Source organism: Pseudoduganella sp. SL102, from assembly GCF_027856995.1.
GTDB classification, from domain to species: Bacteria; Pseudomonadota; Gammaproteobacteria; order Burkholderiales; family Burkholderiaceae_D; genus Rugamonas; species Rugamonas albidiflava.
On record NZ_CP115554.1, the window covers coordinates 6,362,940 to 6,376,496 of the forward strand.

General features: G+C 63.1%; 14 protein-coding genes. 6 read left to right on the plus strand and 8 right to left on the minus strand.

Going from position 1 to position 13,557, the window contains the following annotated elements; all coding sequences use genetic code 11:
• Nucleotides 1–9 precede the first annotated feature (9 nt).
• The 3 genes from OU994_RS26965 to OU994_RS26975 all read right to left on the minus strand — a co-directional run bounded on the left by OU994_RS26965 (nucleotide 10) and on the right by OU994_RS26975 (nucleotide 2,671).
• A complete protein-coding gene (locus tag OU994_RS26965) occupies nucleotides 10–939 on the minus strand; it encodes a branched-chain amino acid ABC transporter permease (RefSeq protein ID WP_131144252.1) in 930 nt (309 codons plus the stop codon).
• A 338-nt stretch (nucleotides 940–1,277) separates the two neighbouring features.
• On the minus strand, nucleotides 1,278–2,222 hold the full coding sequence (ispH, locus tag OU994_RS26970) for a 4-hydroxy-3-methylbut-2-enyl diphosphate reductase (protein ID WP_373922492.1): 945 nt from the start codon (nucleotides 2,220–2,222) through the stop codon (nucleotides 1,278–1,280).
• 5 nt (nucleotides 2,223–2,227) lie between these two features.
• Nucleotides 2,228–2,671: a peptidylprolyl isomerase gene (locus OU994_RS26975; RefSeq protein WP_131144250.1), complete on the minus strand. Its 444-nt coding sequence runs from the start codon at nucleotides 2,669–2,671 to the stop codon at nucleotides 2,228–2,230.
• Between the two features lie 182 nt (nucleotides 2,672–2,853).
• Here OU994_RS26975 and radC point away from each other — a divergent pair, with 182 nt between their 5' ends.
• From radC to rpmG, 3 genes are all read left to right on the plus strand, one after another.
• Nucleotides 2,854–3,528: a DNA repair protein RadC gene (radC, locus tag OU994_RS26980; RefSeq protein WP_281608419.1), complete on the plus strand. Its 675-nt coding sequence runs from the start codon at nucleotides 2,854–2,856 to the stop codon at nucleotides 3,526–3,528.
• Nucleotides 3,529–3,735: 207 nt separating this feature from the next.
• On the plus strand, nucleotides 3,736–3,972 hold the full coding sequence (gene rpmB / locus OU994_RS26985; protein ID WP_008451488.1) for a 50S ribosomal protein L28: 237 nt from the start codon (nucleotides 3,736–3,738) through the stop codon (nucleotides 3,970–3,972).
• Nucleotides 3,973–3,984: 12 nt separating this feature from the next.
• Nucleotides 3,985–4,152 carry a 50S ribosomal protein L33 gene (gene rpmG, locus OU994_RS26990; RefSeq protein ID WP_050411857.1) on the plus strand — a complete coding sequence of 56 codons (168 nt, stop codon included), beginning with the start codon at nucleotides 3,985–3,987 and terminating at the stop codon, nucleotides 4,150–4,152.
• A 282-nt stretch (nucleotides 4,153–4,434) separates the two neighbouring features.
• Here the strand turns inward: rpmG and OU994_RS26995 are convergent, their stop codons facing one another.
• The 5 genes from OU994_RS26995 to OU994_RS27015 form a co-directional block, all read right to left on the minus strand.
• Nucleotides 4,435–5,640, minus strand: a complete 1,206-nt coding sequence (locus OU994_RS26995; RefSeq protein ID WP_281608420.1) for a fatty acid desaturase — start codon at nucleotides 5,638–5,640, stop codon at nucleotides 4,435–4,437.
• A 92-nt stretch (nucleotides 5,641–5,732) separates the two neighbouring features.
• Nucleotides 5,733–7,049 carry a mechanosensitive ion channel family protein gene (locus tag OU994_RS27000; RefSeq protein WP_281608421.1) on the minus strand — a complete coding sequence of 439 codons (1,317 nt, stop codon included), beginning with the start codon at nucleotides 7,047–7,049 and terminating at the stop codon, nucleotides 5,733–5,735.
• Nucleotides 7,049–8,365 (minus strand): RsmB/NOP family class I SAM-dependent RNA methyltransferase, encoded by a 1,317-nt coding sequence (locus OU994_RS27005; RefSeq protein ID WP_281608422.1) that lies wholly within the window; start codon nucleotides 8,363–8,365, stop codon nucleotides 7,049–7,051. The genes OU994_RS27000 and OU994_RS27005 overlap by 1 nt, the downstream gene beginning before the upstream one ends.
• An 18-nt stretch (nucleotides 8,366–8,383) precedes the next feature.
• Nucleotides 8,384–9,079 (minus strand): phosphoribosylglycinamide formyltransferase, encoded by a 696-nt coding sequence (gene purN / locus OU994_RS27010; RefSeq protein ID WP_281608423.1) that lies wholly within the window; start codon nucleotides 9,077–9,079, stop codon nucleotides 8,384–8,386.
• A 101-nt stretch (nucleotides 9,080–9,180) separates the two neighbouring features.
• Entirely contained in the window at nucleotides 9,181–9,579 is a 399-nt protein-coding gene (locus OU994_RS27015; RefSeq protein ID WP_131144244.1) for a barstar family protein, read from the minus strand.
• 525 nt (nucleotides 9,580–10,104) lie between these two features.
• Between OU994_RS27015 and OU994_RS27020 the strand changes: the two genes are divergently transcribed.
• The 3 genes from OU994_RS27020 (at nucleotide 10,105) to OU994_RS27030 (ending at nucleotide 13,484) form a co-directional block, all read left to right on the plus strand.
• Nucleotides 10,105–10,623, plus strand: a complete 519-nt coding sequence (locus OU994_RS27020) for a glycine zipper 2TM domain-containing protein (protein ID WP_131144243.1) — start codon at nucleotides 10,105–10,107, stop codon at nucleotides 10,621–10,623.
• Between the two features lie 267 nt (nucleotides 10,624–10,890).
• Complete coding sequence (locus OU994_RS27025; protein WP_281608424.1) at nucleotides 10,891–11,712, plus strand: spermidine synthase; 822 nt, start codon at nucleotides 10,891–10,893, stop codon at nucleotides 11,710–11,712.
• Between the two features lie 2 nt (nucleotides 11,713–11,714).
• Complete coding sequence (locus OU994_RS27030; protein WP_281608425.1) at nucleotides 11,715–13,484, plus strand: GspE/PulE family protein; 1,770 nt, start codon at nucleotides 11,715–11,717, stop codon at nucleotides 13,482–13,484.
• Nucleotides 13,485–13,557 lie beyond the last annotated feature (73 nt).

A 13,557-nucleotide genomic window follows, 5' to 3' on the forward strand; every position in this document is an offset into this window, starting at 1 on the left:
TCGGTCTCCTCAGGCGCGGTCGGCCACGCGTTCACCCATGATGCCGGACGGACGCACCGTCAGCACCAGGATCAGCACGATGAAGGCAAAGATGTCCTGGTAGTGGCTGCCGAGGAAGCCCCCGGTCAGGTCGCCGATGTAGCCGGCGCCCAGGCTTTCGATGATGCCCAGCACGATCCCGCCGATCATCGCGCCATAGATATTGCCGATACCGCCCAGCACCGCGGCGCAGAACGCCTTCAGGCCGGGGATCGTGCCCATGGCGAACTGGATCGACGCATAGTTCGCGCCCCACATCACGCCGGCCACGGCGGCCAGCGCGGCGCCGATCGCGAACGTGTAGACGATCACGCGGTTCGAATCGACCCCCATCAGGCCCGCCACGCGGGGGTTCTCCGCCACGGCGCGCATCGCCCGGCCCATCTTGGTTTTCTCGACGAGCAGCACCAGGGCGCACATCGACAGCGCGGCCAGGGCCAGCAGCAACACCTGCGTCACGCTGATCACGGCGCCGCCAATGGCTATCGGATCGGCCGGGAGCAGTTGCGGGAATGGCAGCGGGTTGCGGCCCCAGATCATCATGGCGAAGGTTTGCAGCAGGATCGACATGCCGATCGCCGTGATCAGCGGCGCCAGGCGCGGCGCGTTGCGCAGCCGGCGGTAGGCGATGCGTTCGATCAGCACGTTGACGATGATGCAGCCGGGAATGGCGCCCAGGATGGCGATGCCCAGTTGCAGCCAGCCATTCATTTCAGGGAAATGGGCGCCGAGGATATTCATGATCGTCAGGCCGATCATCGCGCCGATCATCAGCACGTCGCCGTGGGCGAAGTTGATCAGGTTCAACACGCCGTACACCATCGTGTAGCCAAGCGCCACCAGCGCATACATGCTGCCCAGCACGAGGCCATTGATAATTTGTTGGATGAAGGTATCCATCGCTCCCCTTGTTCGACCTTGTTCGACCGTGTTATCGGCTCGATCTCATGCGCCGGCCGGCTGTGTATCGCCGGCCAGCGCGTAACAAAAACGGCACCCGGAGGATAGCCCCGCAGTGCCGCCGCATGATGCTTTCCAGCATCGCTGTTCATTGCCGCTGTGTCATCCCGTGCAACCGGCTCGCATCCTACTACTTTCGCAGGGGTTCTGGAAGCCGGTGAAAAGAAGTCTGATCGGCAATAGTGCTGATTTGCCCGCCATCATAGCGATTCCGGCTGAAAACTACGCGCGGAAAAATCGCTGCAATGGTGAACAATATTCAGTCTATAACATTTGTATCAGAGAAGGCCTTTCGGCAGCGGGAACGTGACGTTTTCCTCGACGCCTTCGAGGGGACGGACGCTCCTGGCGCCCAGTTCCTTGAGCCGGTCGATAACGGCCTGTACCAGCACCTCGGGTGCCGAGGCACCGGCCGTGACGCCGATGCGCTGGTGGCCTTCGAGCCAGGCGGGGTCGATCTGGTCGGCGCGGTCCACCATGTAGGCCGGCGTGCCCATCTTGCGGGCCACTTCGCGCAGGCGGTTCGAGTTCGAGCTGTTCGGGCTGCCCACGACGATGACCACTTCCACCTGCGGCGCCATGAATTTCACCGCTTCCTGGCGGTTCGTGGTGGCATAACAGATGTCGCCCTTCTTCGGTTCCTGGATGGCCGGGAAACGCGCCTTCAGCGCTTCGATGATCTCGGCCGTGTCATCCACCGAGAGCGTGGTCTGGGAAACGTACGCGAGATTGTTGGGGTTGCCGACCTGCAGCGTTGCCACGTCGTCGATGGTTTCCACCAGGTGCATGCCCTCTTCGGCCTGGCCCATGGTGCCTTCCACTTCCGGGTGGCCATCGTGGCCGATCATGATGATTTCGCAGCCGGACTTGCGCATCTTGGCCACCTCCACGTGCACCTTGGTCACCAGCGGGCAGGTGGCGTCGAAGATCGACAGGCCGCGCGATTCCGCTTCGGCGCGCACCGCCTTCGATACGCCGTGGGCGGAAAACACCAGGGTGTTGCCGGCCGGAACATCGTCCAGTTTTTCGATGAAGATCGCGCCCTTCGCGCGCAGGTCGGCCACCACATAGGCGTTGTGCACGATTTCGTGGCGCACATAGATCGGCGCGCCGAACTGCTGCAGCGCGCGCTCGACGATCTCGATCGCGCGGTCGACACCCGCGCAAAAGCCGCGCGGCTGGGCCAGGAGGATTTCTTTATTGGTTTGCATCGCGGTGTTCATCTGTTTTACAACACGGAAATCAGGTTCACTTCAAAACGCACCGGCTGGCCTGCCAGCGGGTGGTTGAAGTCGAAGATGGCGGCATCGTCGTGCAGCTCGCGCAGGATGCCGGAAAAACGGCCGCCGCCCGGTGCCGCGAAATCGACCAGGTCGCCCACGCGGTATTCCGCGCCGGGTACCGAGTTCTCGTCCAGCGTGGCGCGCGTGACGGGCCGGATCAGCTCCGGATTGCGCGGGCCGAAGGCCACGCCCGGCTCCAGGTCGAAGGTTCGATGGGTACCTTCCGGCAAGCCGAGCAGCAACTCTTCCAGCACCGGTGCCAGCTGGCCGGAGCCCAGCATCAGCGTGGCCGGATTGCCGTCGAAGGTGGAGACGATATCGGTACCGTCCAGCTTGGCCAGGCGGTAATGCAGGGTGAGGTACGCGGAAGGAGTGACGACGTTCGACATGATATGACCCGGGTTGAGGGCGATTGGCTGGGCAAACCGGTATTGTAAGCCAGCTTGGCGCCAGCCGGCGGATCGCGCTGCCCGGGCGCCGCCGGCGCCACGAGTCTTGCGCCTGTCTTCGCCATATCAGTATGGCCCGGCCCGCCCCCTCCGATAATGGCCTTCCGATCAAGGAGGCACACATGAGCATCTCGAACTGGCCGGCGCACCAGCGCCCGCGTGAACGGTTGATCCGCGAAGGCGCGCAAGCCCTGTCGGACGCGGAATTGCTGGCCGTGTTCCTGCGCGTGGGCATGCGCGACAAGAACGCTGTCGAACTGGCCGGCGACATGGTCCGGCACTTCGGCTCCCTGCAAGCCCTGCTGCGCGCCAGCCTGAAGGATTTTACCGCGGTACCCGGCCTGGGTCCGGCCAAGTATGCCCAGCTCAACGCCGTCATCGAGCTGGCGCGCCGGGCCATCAGCGACGAAATGCTGTCCGGCGAATCGATCTGTTCGCCCCAGGCCGCCAAGCAGTACCTGCGCCTGGCAATGGCCGGCCGGCCCTACGAATCGTTCCACGTGCTGTTCCTGGATGTGCGCAACCGCCTGATCGCGGCACGCGAACTGTTCCGCGGCACGCTCACTCATACCAGCGTCTATCCCAGGGAAGTCGTGCGCGAGGCACTGACACGCAACGCCGCCAGCGTGATGCTGGCGCATAACCATCCTTCCGGCACGCCGGAACCCAGCGAGGCCGACATGCTGCTGACGCGCGCGCTGGTGCAGGCACTGGCGCTGGTCGATATCCGCATCCTCGACCATTTCGTTGTGGCGGGACATCGCGTGCATTCCTTCGCGGAAAACGGCCAGATGTAACAATTTCCTCCCTGTCCGCGTGGCGTTTACCGTTAGATATCAATGACTTCGGACAACCGCGCGGACTTGGCCGTTCACAGATCCGCTAAATGTTAAATTTTTCCCCGCTATCGTGACACAATTGTTTTTCACAAGTGATTGAAAAACCTCAGCTTTTTGGATAAACTCCTGTTTTTCCAATTTTGGAAGTTATCTAAGGAGTGCAACATGGCACGTGTTTGCCAAGTCACTGGGAAGAAGCCGATGGTCGGCAACAACGTTTCCCATGCAAACAACAAGACCAAGCGTCGTTTCCTGCCGAACCTGCAGAACCGCCGCATCTTCGTTGAATCTGAAAACCGCTGGGTCTCCCTGCGTCTGTCCAACGCCGGTCTGCGCGTGATCGACAAGGTCGGCATCGACGCCGTCCTGGCCGACATGCGTGCTCGCGGCGAAAAAGTCTAATAGGGAGCTATCATGGCAAAAACTGGCCGCGACAAAATCAAGCTGGAATCGACCGCTGGCACGGGTCACTTCTACACCACGACCAAGAACAAGCGCACGATGCCTGGCAAGATGGAGATCATGAAGTTCGATCCCAAAGCCCGCAAGCACGTGACGTACAAGGAAACCAAGATCAAGTAATCGATCTTGTTCCACGAAAAAAGCCGCTCTCGAGCGGCTTTTTTGCATCTGGAGTGTTGTAAAAACCAGGGGGACTGTCCCTCCCAAGGGGACTGTCCCTCCCATGGGGACTGTCCCTGCCTTGGGGACTGTCCCGCTTCCAGGGGGACTGTCCCTGCCTTGGGGACTGTCCCGCTTCCAGGGGGACTGTCCCTGCCTTGGGGACTGTCCCGCTTCCGGCGAACGCCCTGCGCCAAATAAAAACGGCCCCGAAGGGCCGTTTGTCGATGTGCTGCAGGAGGCTTACGCGTAGCTGCGCAGCCGCAGCGAGAAGTCTTGCAGTGCCTTGATGCCGGAGGCTTCGGCGCGCTGGCACCAGTCCTGCAGCTTGTGCACCAGTTCTTCGCGGGTGAAGTGCGAACGCTCCCAGATCACGCCCAGTTCGACACGCATGGTGTGCATGGTTTCCAGCGCCTTGCTGTGCTGGAACAGCTCCGTCAGATGCGCCTTTTGCACCGCTTCCAGCTTCGCCGGTTCGCGCTGCATGGCCTTGCGGGCAGATTTCAGCACGCCCGATTCCAGCTGCGCCTTGTGCTTCAGGTGTTCCACTTCCTCGTCCCACGCATGCTTGACCGACTTGGCGTACTTGGCCATCACGTCGTAGCGGTTGGCGATCACTGCTTGCAGCGTTTCGATGTCGGCATGCAGCTTGGCGGTGGCGAACTTCGGCTTGGGCGGCAGCTTTTTCACCTTGGCCAGGCCGACCATTTCCATCATGCGGATATAGCCCCAGCCGATGTCGAACTCATACCACTTGGACGACAGCTTGGCCGACGTGGCATAGGTATGGTGATTGTTGTGCAGCTCTTCGCCGCCGATGATGATGCCCCAGGGAATGATGTTGGTGGCCGCATCCGAGCAATCGAAGTTGCGATAACCCCAGTAGTGGCCGATGCCGTTGATGATGCCGGCTGCCGTGATCGGGATCCACAGCATCTGCACGGCCCACACTGTCAGGCCCTTGGCGCCGAACAGCATGACGTTCAGGATCAGCAGCAGCGCCACGCCCTGCCAGCTGTACTTGGTGTACAGGTTGCGCTCCATCCAGTCGTCCGGCGTGCCGTGGCCGTACTTGTCGAGCGTTTCCTTGTTTTTCGTTTCAGCGCGGTACAGCTCGGCGCCTTCCCAGAACACTTTCTTGATGCCGCGGGTCACGGGGCTGTGCGGATCTTCCTCGGTATCGCATTTGGCATGGTGCTTGCGGTGCACCGCGGCCCATTCCTTCGTGACCTGGCCCGTGGTCAGCCACAGCCAGAAGCGGAAGAAGTGGCTCGGGATCGCGTGCAGTTCCAGCGCGCGGTGTGCCTGGTGGCGGTGCAGATAGATCGTGACAGCCGCGATCGTGATGTGCGTAACGATCAGCGTATAGATGACGGTTTGCCAGTTCGACAGACCGGTGATGCCATGCGTCAGGAAGTCCAAGACAGCGTTCAAACTAGTTCCATCCATTCAAATGATTTCCAGTCGCGCGGAAATCTTGCGCATCGCCAGCAGACGTTACCATCCATTGTACGCGTATTCGTCCGGGACAGGCGCAACGATTACTTAACGTCATGTGGTATTTCGGGGATCGGCAATTGGCCGATGATGCGCATTTCGCGCTGCGGGAACGGCACGGAGATCTGATGATCCTTCAACGCTTTCCAGATCGCGCGGTTGACATCGGATGTCACGCCGCCGCGGCCGTTTTCCGGATCGCCGATCCAGAAGCCCACCTGCAGCTCCAGGCCGTCGGCACCGAAGTTGAGCAGCGTGGCGCCTGGCGGCCGCGACTTCAGCACCCGCGGCACCGAGGCTGTCGCCTCTTCCAGCAGCTTCAGCGCGTAGTCGAGATCCGTGTCATACGCCACCGCCACCTTGGTGCTCAGCCAGACTTCCTTGTTCGTCAGCGTGGTGTTCTGCACGGGGCTCGACACGAACATCTCGTTCGGCACGATCGATTCCACGCCGTCCAGCCCCTGGAGCACCGTGTAGCGCGTATTGATCCGCGCCACCCGGCCACTGAACTTGTCCACGGTAATCATGTCGCCGATCTGCAGGCTGCGATCGAGCAGGATGATGAAGCCGGACACGTAATTGCTGGCGATCTTTTGCAGGCCAAGGCCGAGGCCGACGCCCAGCGCGCCGCCGAACACGGACAGCACGGTCAGGTCGATGCCCACCAGGTTCAGGCTGAACAGCACGGCAAACACGATCAGCAGCGCCCGGCCGACCCGCGCCAGCACCACCCGCACATTGCCGTTGAGCGTATCCACGCCCATCAGCCGCTCTTCCAGCGCCGCGCCGGCCCACATCGCCAGCACCAGCGTGACGACGACGGAGACGACGCCTTGCAGGATTTCCGCCACCGTGACCCGGCTCTTGCCGAGATGTAGCTCGCTGTGGTCCAGATAACGGTAGATGTCGTCCCAGTACCCGGTGATATACAGGGCGAACGCCACCCACACCAGCAGCTGGAAGATCTTCTCGAACGTCAGCATCGCCGCGCCGATTTCGCCACGGCGAGCGAACACCCGCCGCAGCAGGTAGAACGTCAGCCGGATCACCGCCAGCGAGCCCCAGATCGGCAGGGCCACCTTCAGCAGGTTCACCTGGTACCAGCGCCCCAGCACGATCTGCGACAGCCACAGTAACAGCACGATCGCCAGCGGCGCGATCACGCGGGCAAAGCTTTCCACGCCAAACCGCGCCATGGCGGTACGATCGTCGCGCCGCCCGAGGCGGGCCAGCACCAGCCGCGACAACATCCATCCCAGCGCGACCGACAGGACCAGCGCTCCCAGCTGCCACATCAGGCCCGCATCGCGCAGGTCGCCCAGCAGGTCGTTCCATAATGCCGACAGCGGGATCTGTTTCATCAGTCAGCGGTCTCCGATGCGGCCTCGTCACCGGCTTCGTCGGCCGGCACCGCCTTGGCCATCGGCTTGCGCTCGAACACGGCGGCAAAGAAACCGTCCGTCTGGTGCTTGTGCGGCAGCAGCTTCAGGTAATCGCCCATTTCCAGGTCGATCTTCTGTTCCGCCAGCACCTGGCTCATCGGCACCAGGTGGAAATCCGGGTGTGCCGCGATGAACTGTTCGGCCACCGCGTCGTTCTCTTCCTTCAGCAGGCTGCACGTCGCATACACGAGGCGGCCACCGGCCTTGACCAGGCGGGCGGCGCCATCCAGGATCGATACCTGTTTCGCGTGCATCTCGGCGATCGCCTCGACCGGCTGGCGCCATTTCACGTCCGGGTTGCGGCGCAGCGTGCCCATGCCGGAGCATGGCGCGTCGACCAGCACGCGGTCGATCTTGCCGGCCAGCCGCTTGATCTTCGCATCGCGTTCGTGCGCGATGGCCACCGGATGCACGTTCGACAGGCCCGAGCGCGCCAGCCGCGGCTTCAGCTTGGCCAGGCGCTTTTCCGACACGTCGAATGCATACAGGCGGCCGGTATTGCGCATCTGCGCGCCCAGCGCCAGCGTCTTGCCGCCGGCACCGGCGCAGAAGTCGACCACCATCTCGCCGCGGCGCGCGCCCAGGATCTGCGCCAGCACCTGGCTGCCCTCGTCCTGTACTTCGATCGCGCCTTCCTTGAACAGTGGCAGGTTCTGCAACTGCGGCTTCTTCAGCACGCGCAGGCCCAGCGGCGCGAACGGCGTGGCCGTCGCGGCGATCGGCGCCTGGGCCAGCTGCTCGATGACCTTATCGCGGTCCGCCTTCAGCGCGTTGACGCGCAAGTCCAGCGGCGCCGGCGTGTTCAGCGCATCGGCCAGCTGCAGCGCTTCGTCTTCGCCGTACTGCTCGGCCAGCTTTTCCCACAGCCACTTCGGCATATTGGTGCGCAGCGACTTGTGCAGCAGCGAGCGGTCGATGTCCCGCATCCGCTTCAGCCACTCCACTTCCTCGTCCGTCAGGCCGGGCAGCGCCTCGATGCCGACGGCGTCGGCCATGCCCAGCAACGTCAGCCGGCGCATCGTGGCACCGCCATTGGGCTCGGAAAACTCGGTGAAGAAGTTTTTGTTGCGCAGCACCGCATACACGCATTCGGCAATCGCGCCGCGTTCGCGGCCGCCGAGGCGGGGGTGGTCCTTGAAGTAGCGGGACAAGGTAGTGTCCGCCGGCGCGGTAAAGCGCAAGATCTCGCGCAGCACTTCTTCAGCGCTGGCGAGCACGACTGGAGGCAATCTCATGGGAATCCTGGTGATGAATTAATTCGCGGCCGGGGCCGGCGATGGGGGCGACGACATGGCCGACGGGGTGGCCGACGATGTGGCCGACGACAAGGCGCTGTCGTGCGGTCGATGCGGTCCGTAAACCTGGCCGTTCTCGACGGTCAGTTTATCTTCGATGAACCAGCGGATGGCGCGCGGATACAGGATGTGTTCTTGCACAAGCAGGCGCTGCGCCAGTGTTTCGGGGGTATCGCCGGGCAATACCGCTATGCGTGCCTGGTCCACCATCGGACCGTGATCCAGCTCGGCGGTAACGAAATGCACGGTGGCGCCATGCTCGGCATGGCCGGCGGCCAGTGCCGCCTCGTGCGTATGCAGGCCGGGGAACAGCGGCAGCAGCGACGGATGGATGTTCAGCATCCGGCCGGCGTAATGCTCGACGAAGCCGGGCGTGAGGATCCGCATGAAGCCCGCCAGCACGACGAGATCCGGCGCGAAACCGTCGATCACGGCCTGCAGCGCGGCATCGAATGCTTCGCGGGTCGGGTATTCCTTGTTCGGCACGACGGCGGTGGGAATGCCGCGAGCAGCGGCGAATTCCAGGCCTTTCGCATCGGCGCGGTTGCTGATGACGGCGGCGATCCGGGCCGGCCACTGCTCCGCTTCGGCGGCGCGGACCACGGCTTCCATATTGCTGCCGCGGCCCGAAATGAGGATGACGATGTTTTTCATGGCCGACATTGTACCCGCTGCGGAAGGTCGAACCAACGGCGGACCAGCGGCCGGCGCGGGTGGAACAACGGCGGGGGAAGCTTCAGCCGGCCGGCCGGGCGCTATTCGAAGGAGTAGAAAACGCGGAACGGCACCTTCTTTTCGGCCCACCAGTCGGCCGCGTCGCGGAACACGTCGAGCAGCGTTTCACGCGCTTCACGGTCGAATTTCTGGGTATTGGGCAGTTGTTCGAGCACGATCACGAAGCCGGGCTGGGCTCCGGCCTGGAACAGCGTTTCCGTCAGCGTGGTGCGCAGTGCATCGAAATTCTTGCCGCAGGGCTTGGGGAACCTGAAGGATTCGGCAATGATGCCCAGTACTTGCTGCTTTGTCAGGCCGGCATGGCAATACGCATATAAAAAATGCTGGCCCAGGCGGCCGGCCTCCTCTTGCAGTTCAGCGATCCTGAATGCCCTGATGGACTGAACGAGGTTGGGCGGCACGGTTAAGAACAAACTCATTTTTCCCTCAAAATCGACCTGTTGTACGGTATGTGTTTTATATTGAAGGCACCTATACAAGGCACGCTGCGGCACACTGCGAGGTGGGTGCATGTCAACGATGCGCAACGATGCGCGACAACGCGCAACAACGCGCGACAACGCACGACACTGCTACCTCGCGATGTGCGGCATGCCGCTGCACCGGCAGCGCTAGTCGCGTTTCTCTCCGTCAATTCGATCCCTAGAGTGTAAGGGTAACGTGTTGTACAGCATGAATCAACTTTAAAGTGGCAGCACGCGCAAGATTTGTTAAAACCGGTCATTTTCAGCGCCATTTAAGATGCCCTGCAGACAATCATCCTCCCGCTTCATTTGCCGAGGGCAAATCCGCTTCAAGACAGCGGAGCAAGGGTTACATTTTGTTGCCATGACCCCGGATTGGCCCGATACGCCGGCGTTACCATTGCACCGCGTAATACACACTTCCCTGTATTTCCACAATCGTCACTGACAATAAGACAATCACCAATAGAGGTACTTCAAATGAAACTGAAAACTCAGTTGCCATTGAAATGGATGTTGTCGGCCGTGCTGCTTGGCTCGCTGCCGGCCGTGCAGGCCGCCGATTTCGAGGATTACGGCCGCGTCGTGCGGGTCACGCCGCAGGTCGAGCGGGTCAACCGTCCGCAGCAGGAATGCCGCACGGAGTATGTGCAGGTACAGCAGCCGCAGCAGCGCAGCGTGGGTGGTTCCATCGTCGGCGGCATCGCCGGCGCGCTGCTGGGCAGCCAGGTGGGCAGCGGCAGCGGCCGCACGGCAGCGGCGGCGGCCGGTGCGATCGCCGGCGCGGTGGTCGGCGACCGCGTCGACAACCAGAACGCGGCGCCCGCGGGCGTGCAGGAACAGGCGGTGAAACAATGCCGTACCGTCGACAGCTGGGAATCGCGTACCACCGGCTACGAAGTCGTGTATGACTACCGCGGCCGCAATTACACCAGTTACATGTCGCAGGACCCGGGCGAACGCGTGCGCCTGCGCGTCTCGGTCGAACCGGTCCAGTAGCCGCCATGAAGTAGCTCCATGAAGTAGCTCCATGACGGCATGGCCAGGCGGGCATGCCACCACGACACTGCCGGCCCGCGCGCCGGCAGTTTGCATTGGCGCACGCATCGGCACCCTTATCGGCACCCTTATCGGCACCCTTGTCGGCGCAGTCATCGGCGTATCAATGACGCCATCGAGGCACCCTGGCATCGGCACGCCTGCCATTGAAAGCTTGATCCAGGGCAAAGCGACGCGGGATAATGAAGGCCCCACCGGAATCCCACCATGCTGATCAAACGTAAATCCATCGAAAAAGAAGAATCGTCCCGTCCCGCGAAGCCGGCGGCGAAAACCGCCGCACGCAAGCTGGCCCCGTACAAACCGAAATTCGCGCCGGTCACGCTGTCCGAACAGGATGGCGTGCGCTACCTGCACTTCGGCACCGAATGGGTACAGGGCGCCATGCGTATCCGCAAGCCCGACTGGCCCGAACTGGAATACGCGCAGCAGATGATGGCATGGATGCTGTGGATCGATACGCCGCGCAGCGTCGCCCAGCTGGGCCTGGGTACCGCCACGCTGACGAAGTTCTGCTACCGCACCTACCCCGAGGCGCAGGTGACGGCGGTGGAACTGAACCCGCACGTGATCGCCATCTGCCAGTCGATGTTCAAGCTGCCGCCGGACGATGCGCGGCTGCGCGTGCTGGAGATGGATGCGCTGGATTTCGTCAGCGATCCCGCCAACCACAACAGCCTCGATGCGCTGCAGGTGGACCTGTACGACGCCACCGCGCGCGGCCCGGTATTGGACTCGGCGGAATTCTATGCCGCCTGCGCCGCCTGCCTGCGCGAGGATGGCATCATGACCGTAAACCTGTTCGGCGACCATCCCAGCTATGCGAAGAACCTGAAGGCGATGAAGTACGCGTTCCCGCAAGTGGTCAGCCTGCCCGAAGTCCACGAGGGCAACGTGGTCGCGCTGGCATTCCGGCGCGCCCGCCCGCTCGACATCCCCGCCCTGGAAGGGCGTGCCAAGGCGATCCACGCGCAGACCAGGCTGCCGGCGAAAACCTGGGTGAAGGGCCTCGCTTCGGCCGGGGCATAGCCATGACCAGGACACTCGACCTGCAACAGATCTTCACGTGGCTGCTGGCCGACGGCATGGTCGAGAAAGCCGGCGTCAAGGCCCATTACGCGCAGGCGCAAGGCATCTTGCGCAACACCGCCGGCTCGATGCATCCGCTGTGCGCCGTGGCGCATTGCAAGATCCTGTCCGCCCAGCCGCCGCACCGGCAACTGACACTGGATGTGCTGACCGAATGGCTGGCCGGGCGCGCCAGGCTGCCGCTGTACCGCATCGATCCGCTGAAGGTCGACTTCACCCGCGTGGCGGACGTGATGTCGGCCAGCTATGCGGCGCGCTTCAACATCCTGCCGGTGGAAATCACGGCCGACACGCTGACCGTCGCCACCGCCGATCCGTTCGCGCTCGAATGGGAACCGGAGATCGCCAAGATCTCGCGCCGCTCGATCCGCCGCGTGATCGCCAATCCGCTCGACATCGCCCAGTACACCTCGCAATTCTTTTCCCTGGCGAAGTCGATCAGGGATGCCAACAAGTCCAACGGCCAGGACCTCGCCCTGCGCAACAACTTCGAGCAGCTGGTCGAGATGGGCAAGAGCAACCGGCAGGTCGACGCCAACGACCAGCATGTGATCAACATCGTCGACTGGCTGTGGCAATACGCGTTCGAGCAGCGCGCTTCCGACATCCACCTGGAACCGAAGCGCGACATCGGCAATATCCGCTTCCGCATCGACGGCATGCTGCACCAGGTGTACCAGGTGCCCGCGGTGGTGATGATCGCGATGACCGCGCGCATCAAGCTGCTGGGGCGGATGGACGTGATCGAGAAGCGCCGCCCGCAGGATGGCCGGATCAAGACGCGCACCGCCGGCGGCCAGGAAATCGAGCTGCGGCTGTCCACGCTGCCGACGGCGTTCGGCGAGAAGCTGGTGATGCGGATCTTCGACCCGGACGTGGTCGTCAAGACGCTGCCAGAGCTGGGCTTCCCGCCCGAGGATGCGGCGCGCTGGGATGCGCTGACGAAGCGGCCGCACGGCATCATCCTCGTGACCGGCCCCACCGGCTCGGGCAAGACCACCACCCTGTACACCACGCTGAAGGCGCTGGCCACTTCCGAAGTGAACGTGTGCACCGTGGAAGACCCGATCGAGATGGTGGAAGCATCGTTCAACCAGATGCAGGTGCAGCCGGGCATCGACCTGTCCTTCGCGGACGGCGTGCGCGCGCTGATGCGGCAAGACCCGGACATCATCATGGTCGGCGAGATCCGCGACCTGGCCACGGCCGAAATGGCGATCCAGGCCGCGCTGACCGGCCACCTGGTGCTGTCGACGCTGCACACCAACGACGCGCCATCGGCCGTGATGCGGCTGCTGGAACTCGGCGTGCCGTATTACCTGCTGGAGGCAACCATCATCGGCATCATGGCGCAGCGCCTGGTGCGCACCCTGTGCGCCGACTGCAAGGCGCCGGACGGCACGCTGCCGGACGACATCTGGCAAGGCATCGGCGGGTCCTGGAACCTGCCGAAACCGCAGCAGGTTTACCGCCCGGTGGGCTGCCCCGAGTGCCGGCAAACGGGCTTTCGCGGCCGCACCGGCATCTATGAGCTGCTGACCGTCAGCGCCGCATTCAATGCCCTCGTCAAGGAAGACACCGATATCGCCGCGCTGCGCCGGCAAGCGATGGCCGATGGCATGAAACCGCTGCGTATCGCCGGCGCCGGCAAGATCATCGAAGGCACGACCACCGCCGAGGAAGTGTTGAAGGCCACGGCATCGCTTGCCTGACCTCGTTGGGCCAGGGGCAGTGTCGCGCCGAAGCGCAGTATCGTCCCAAGCGCATTGCCGGGCCGAAGCGTGT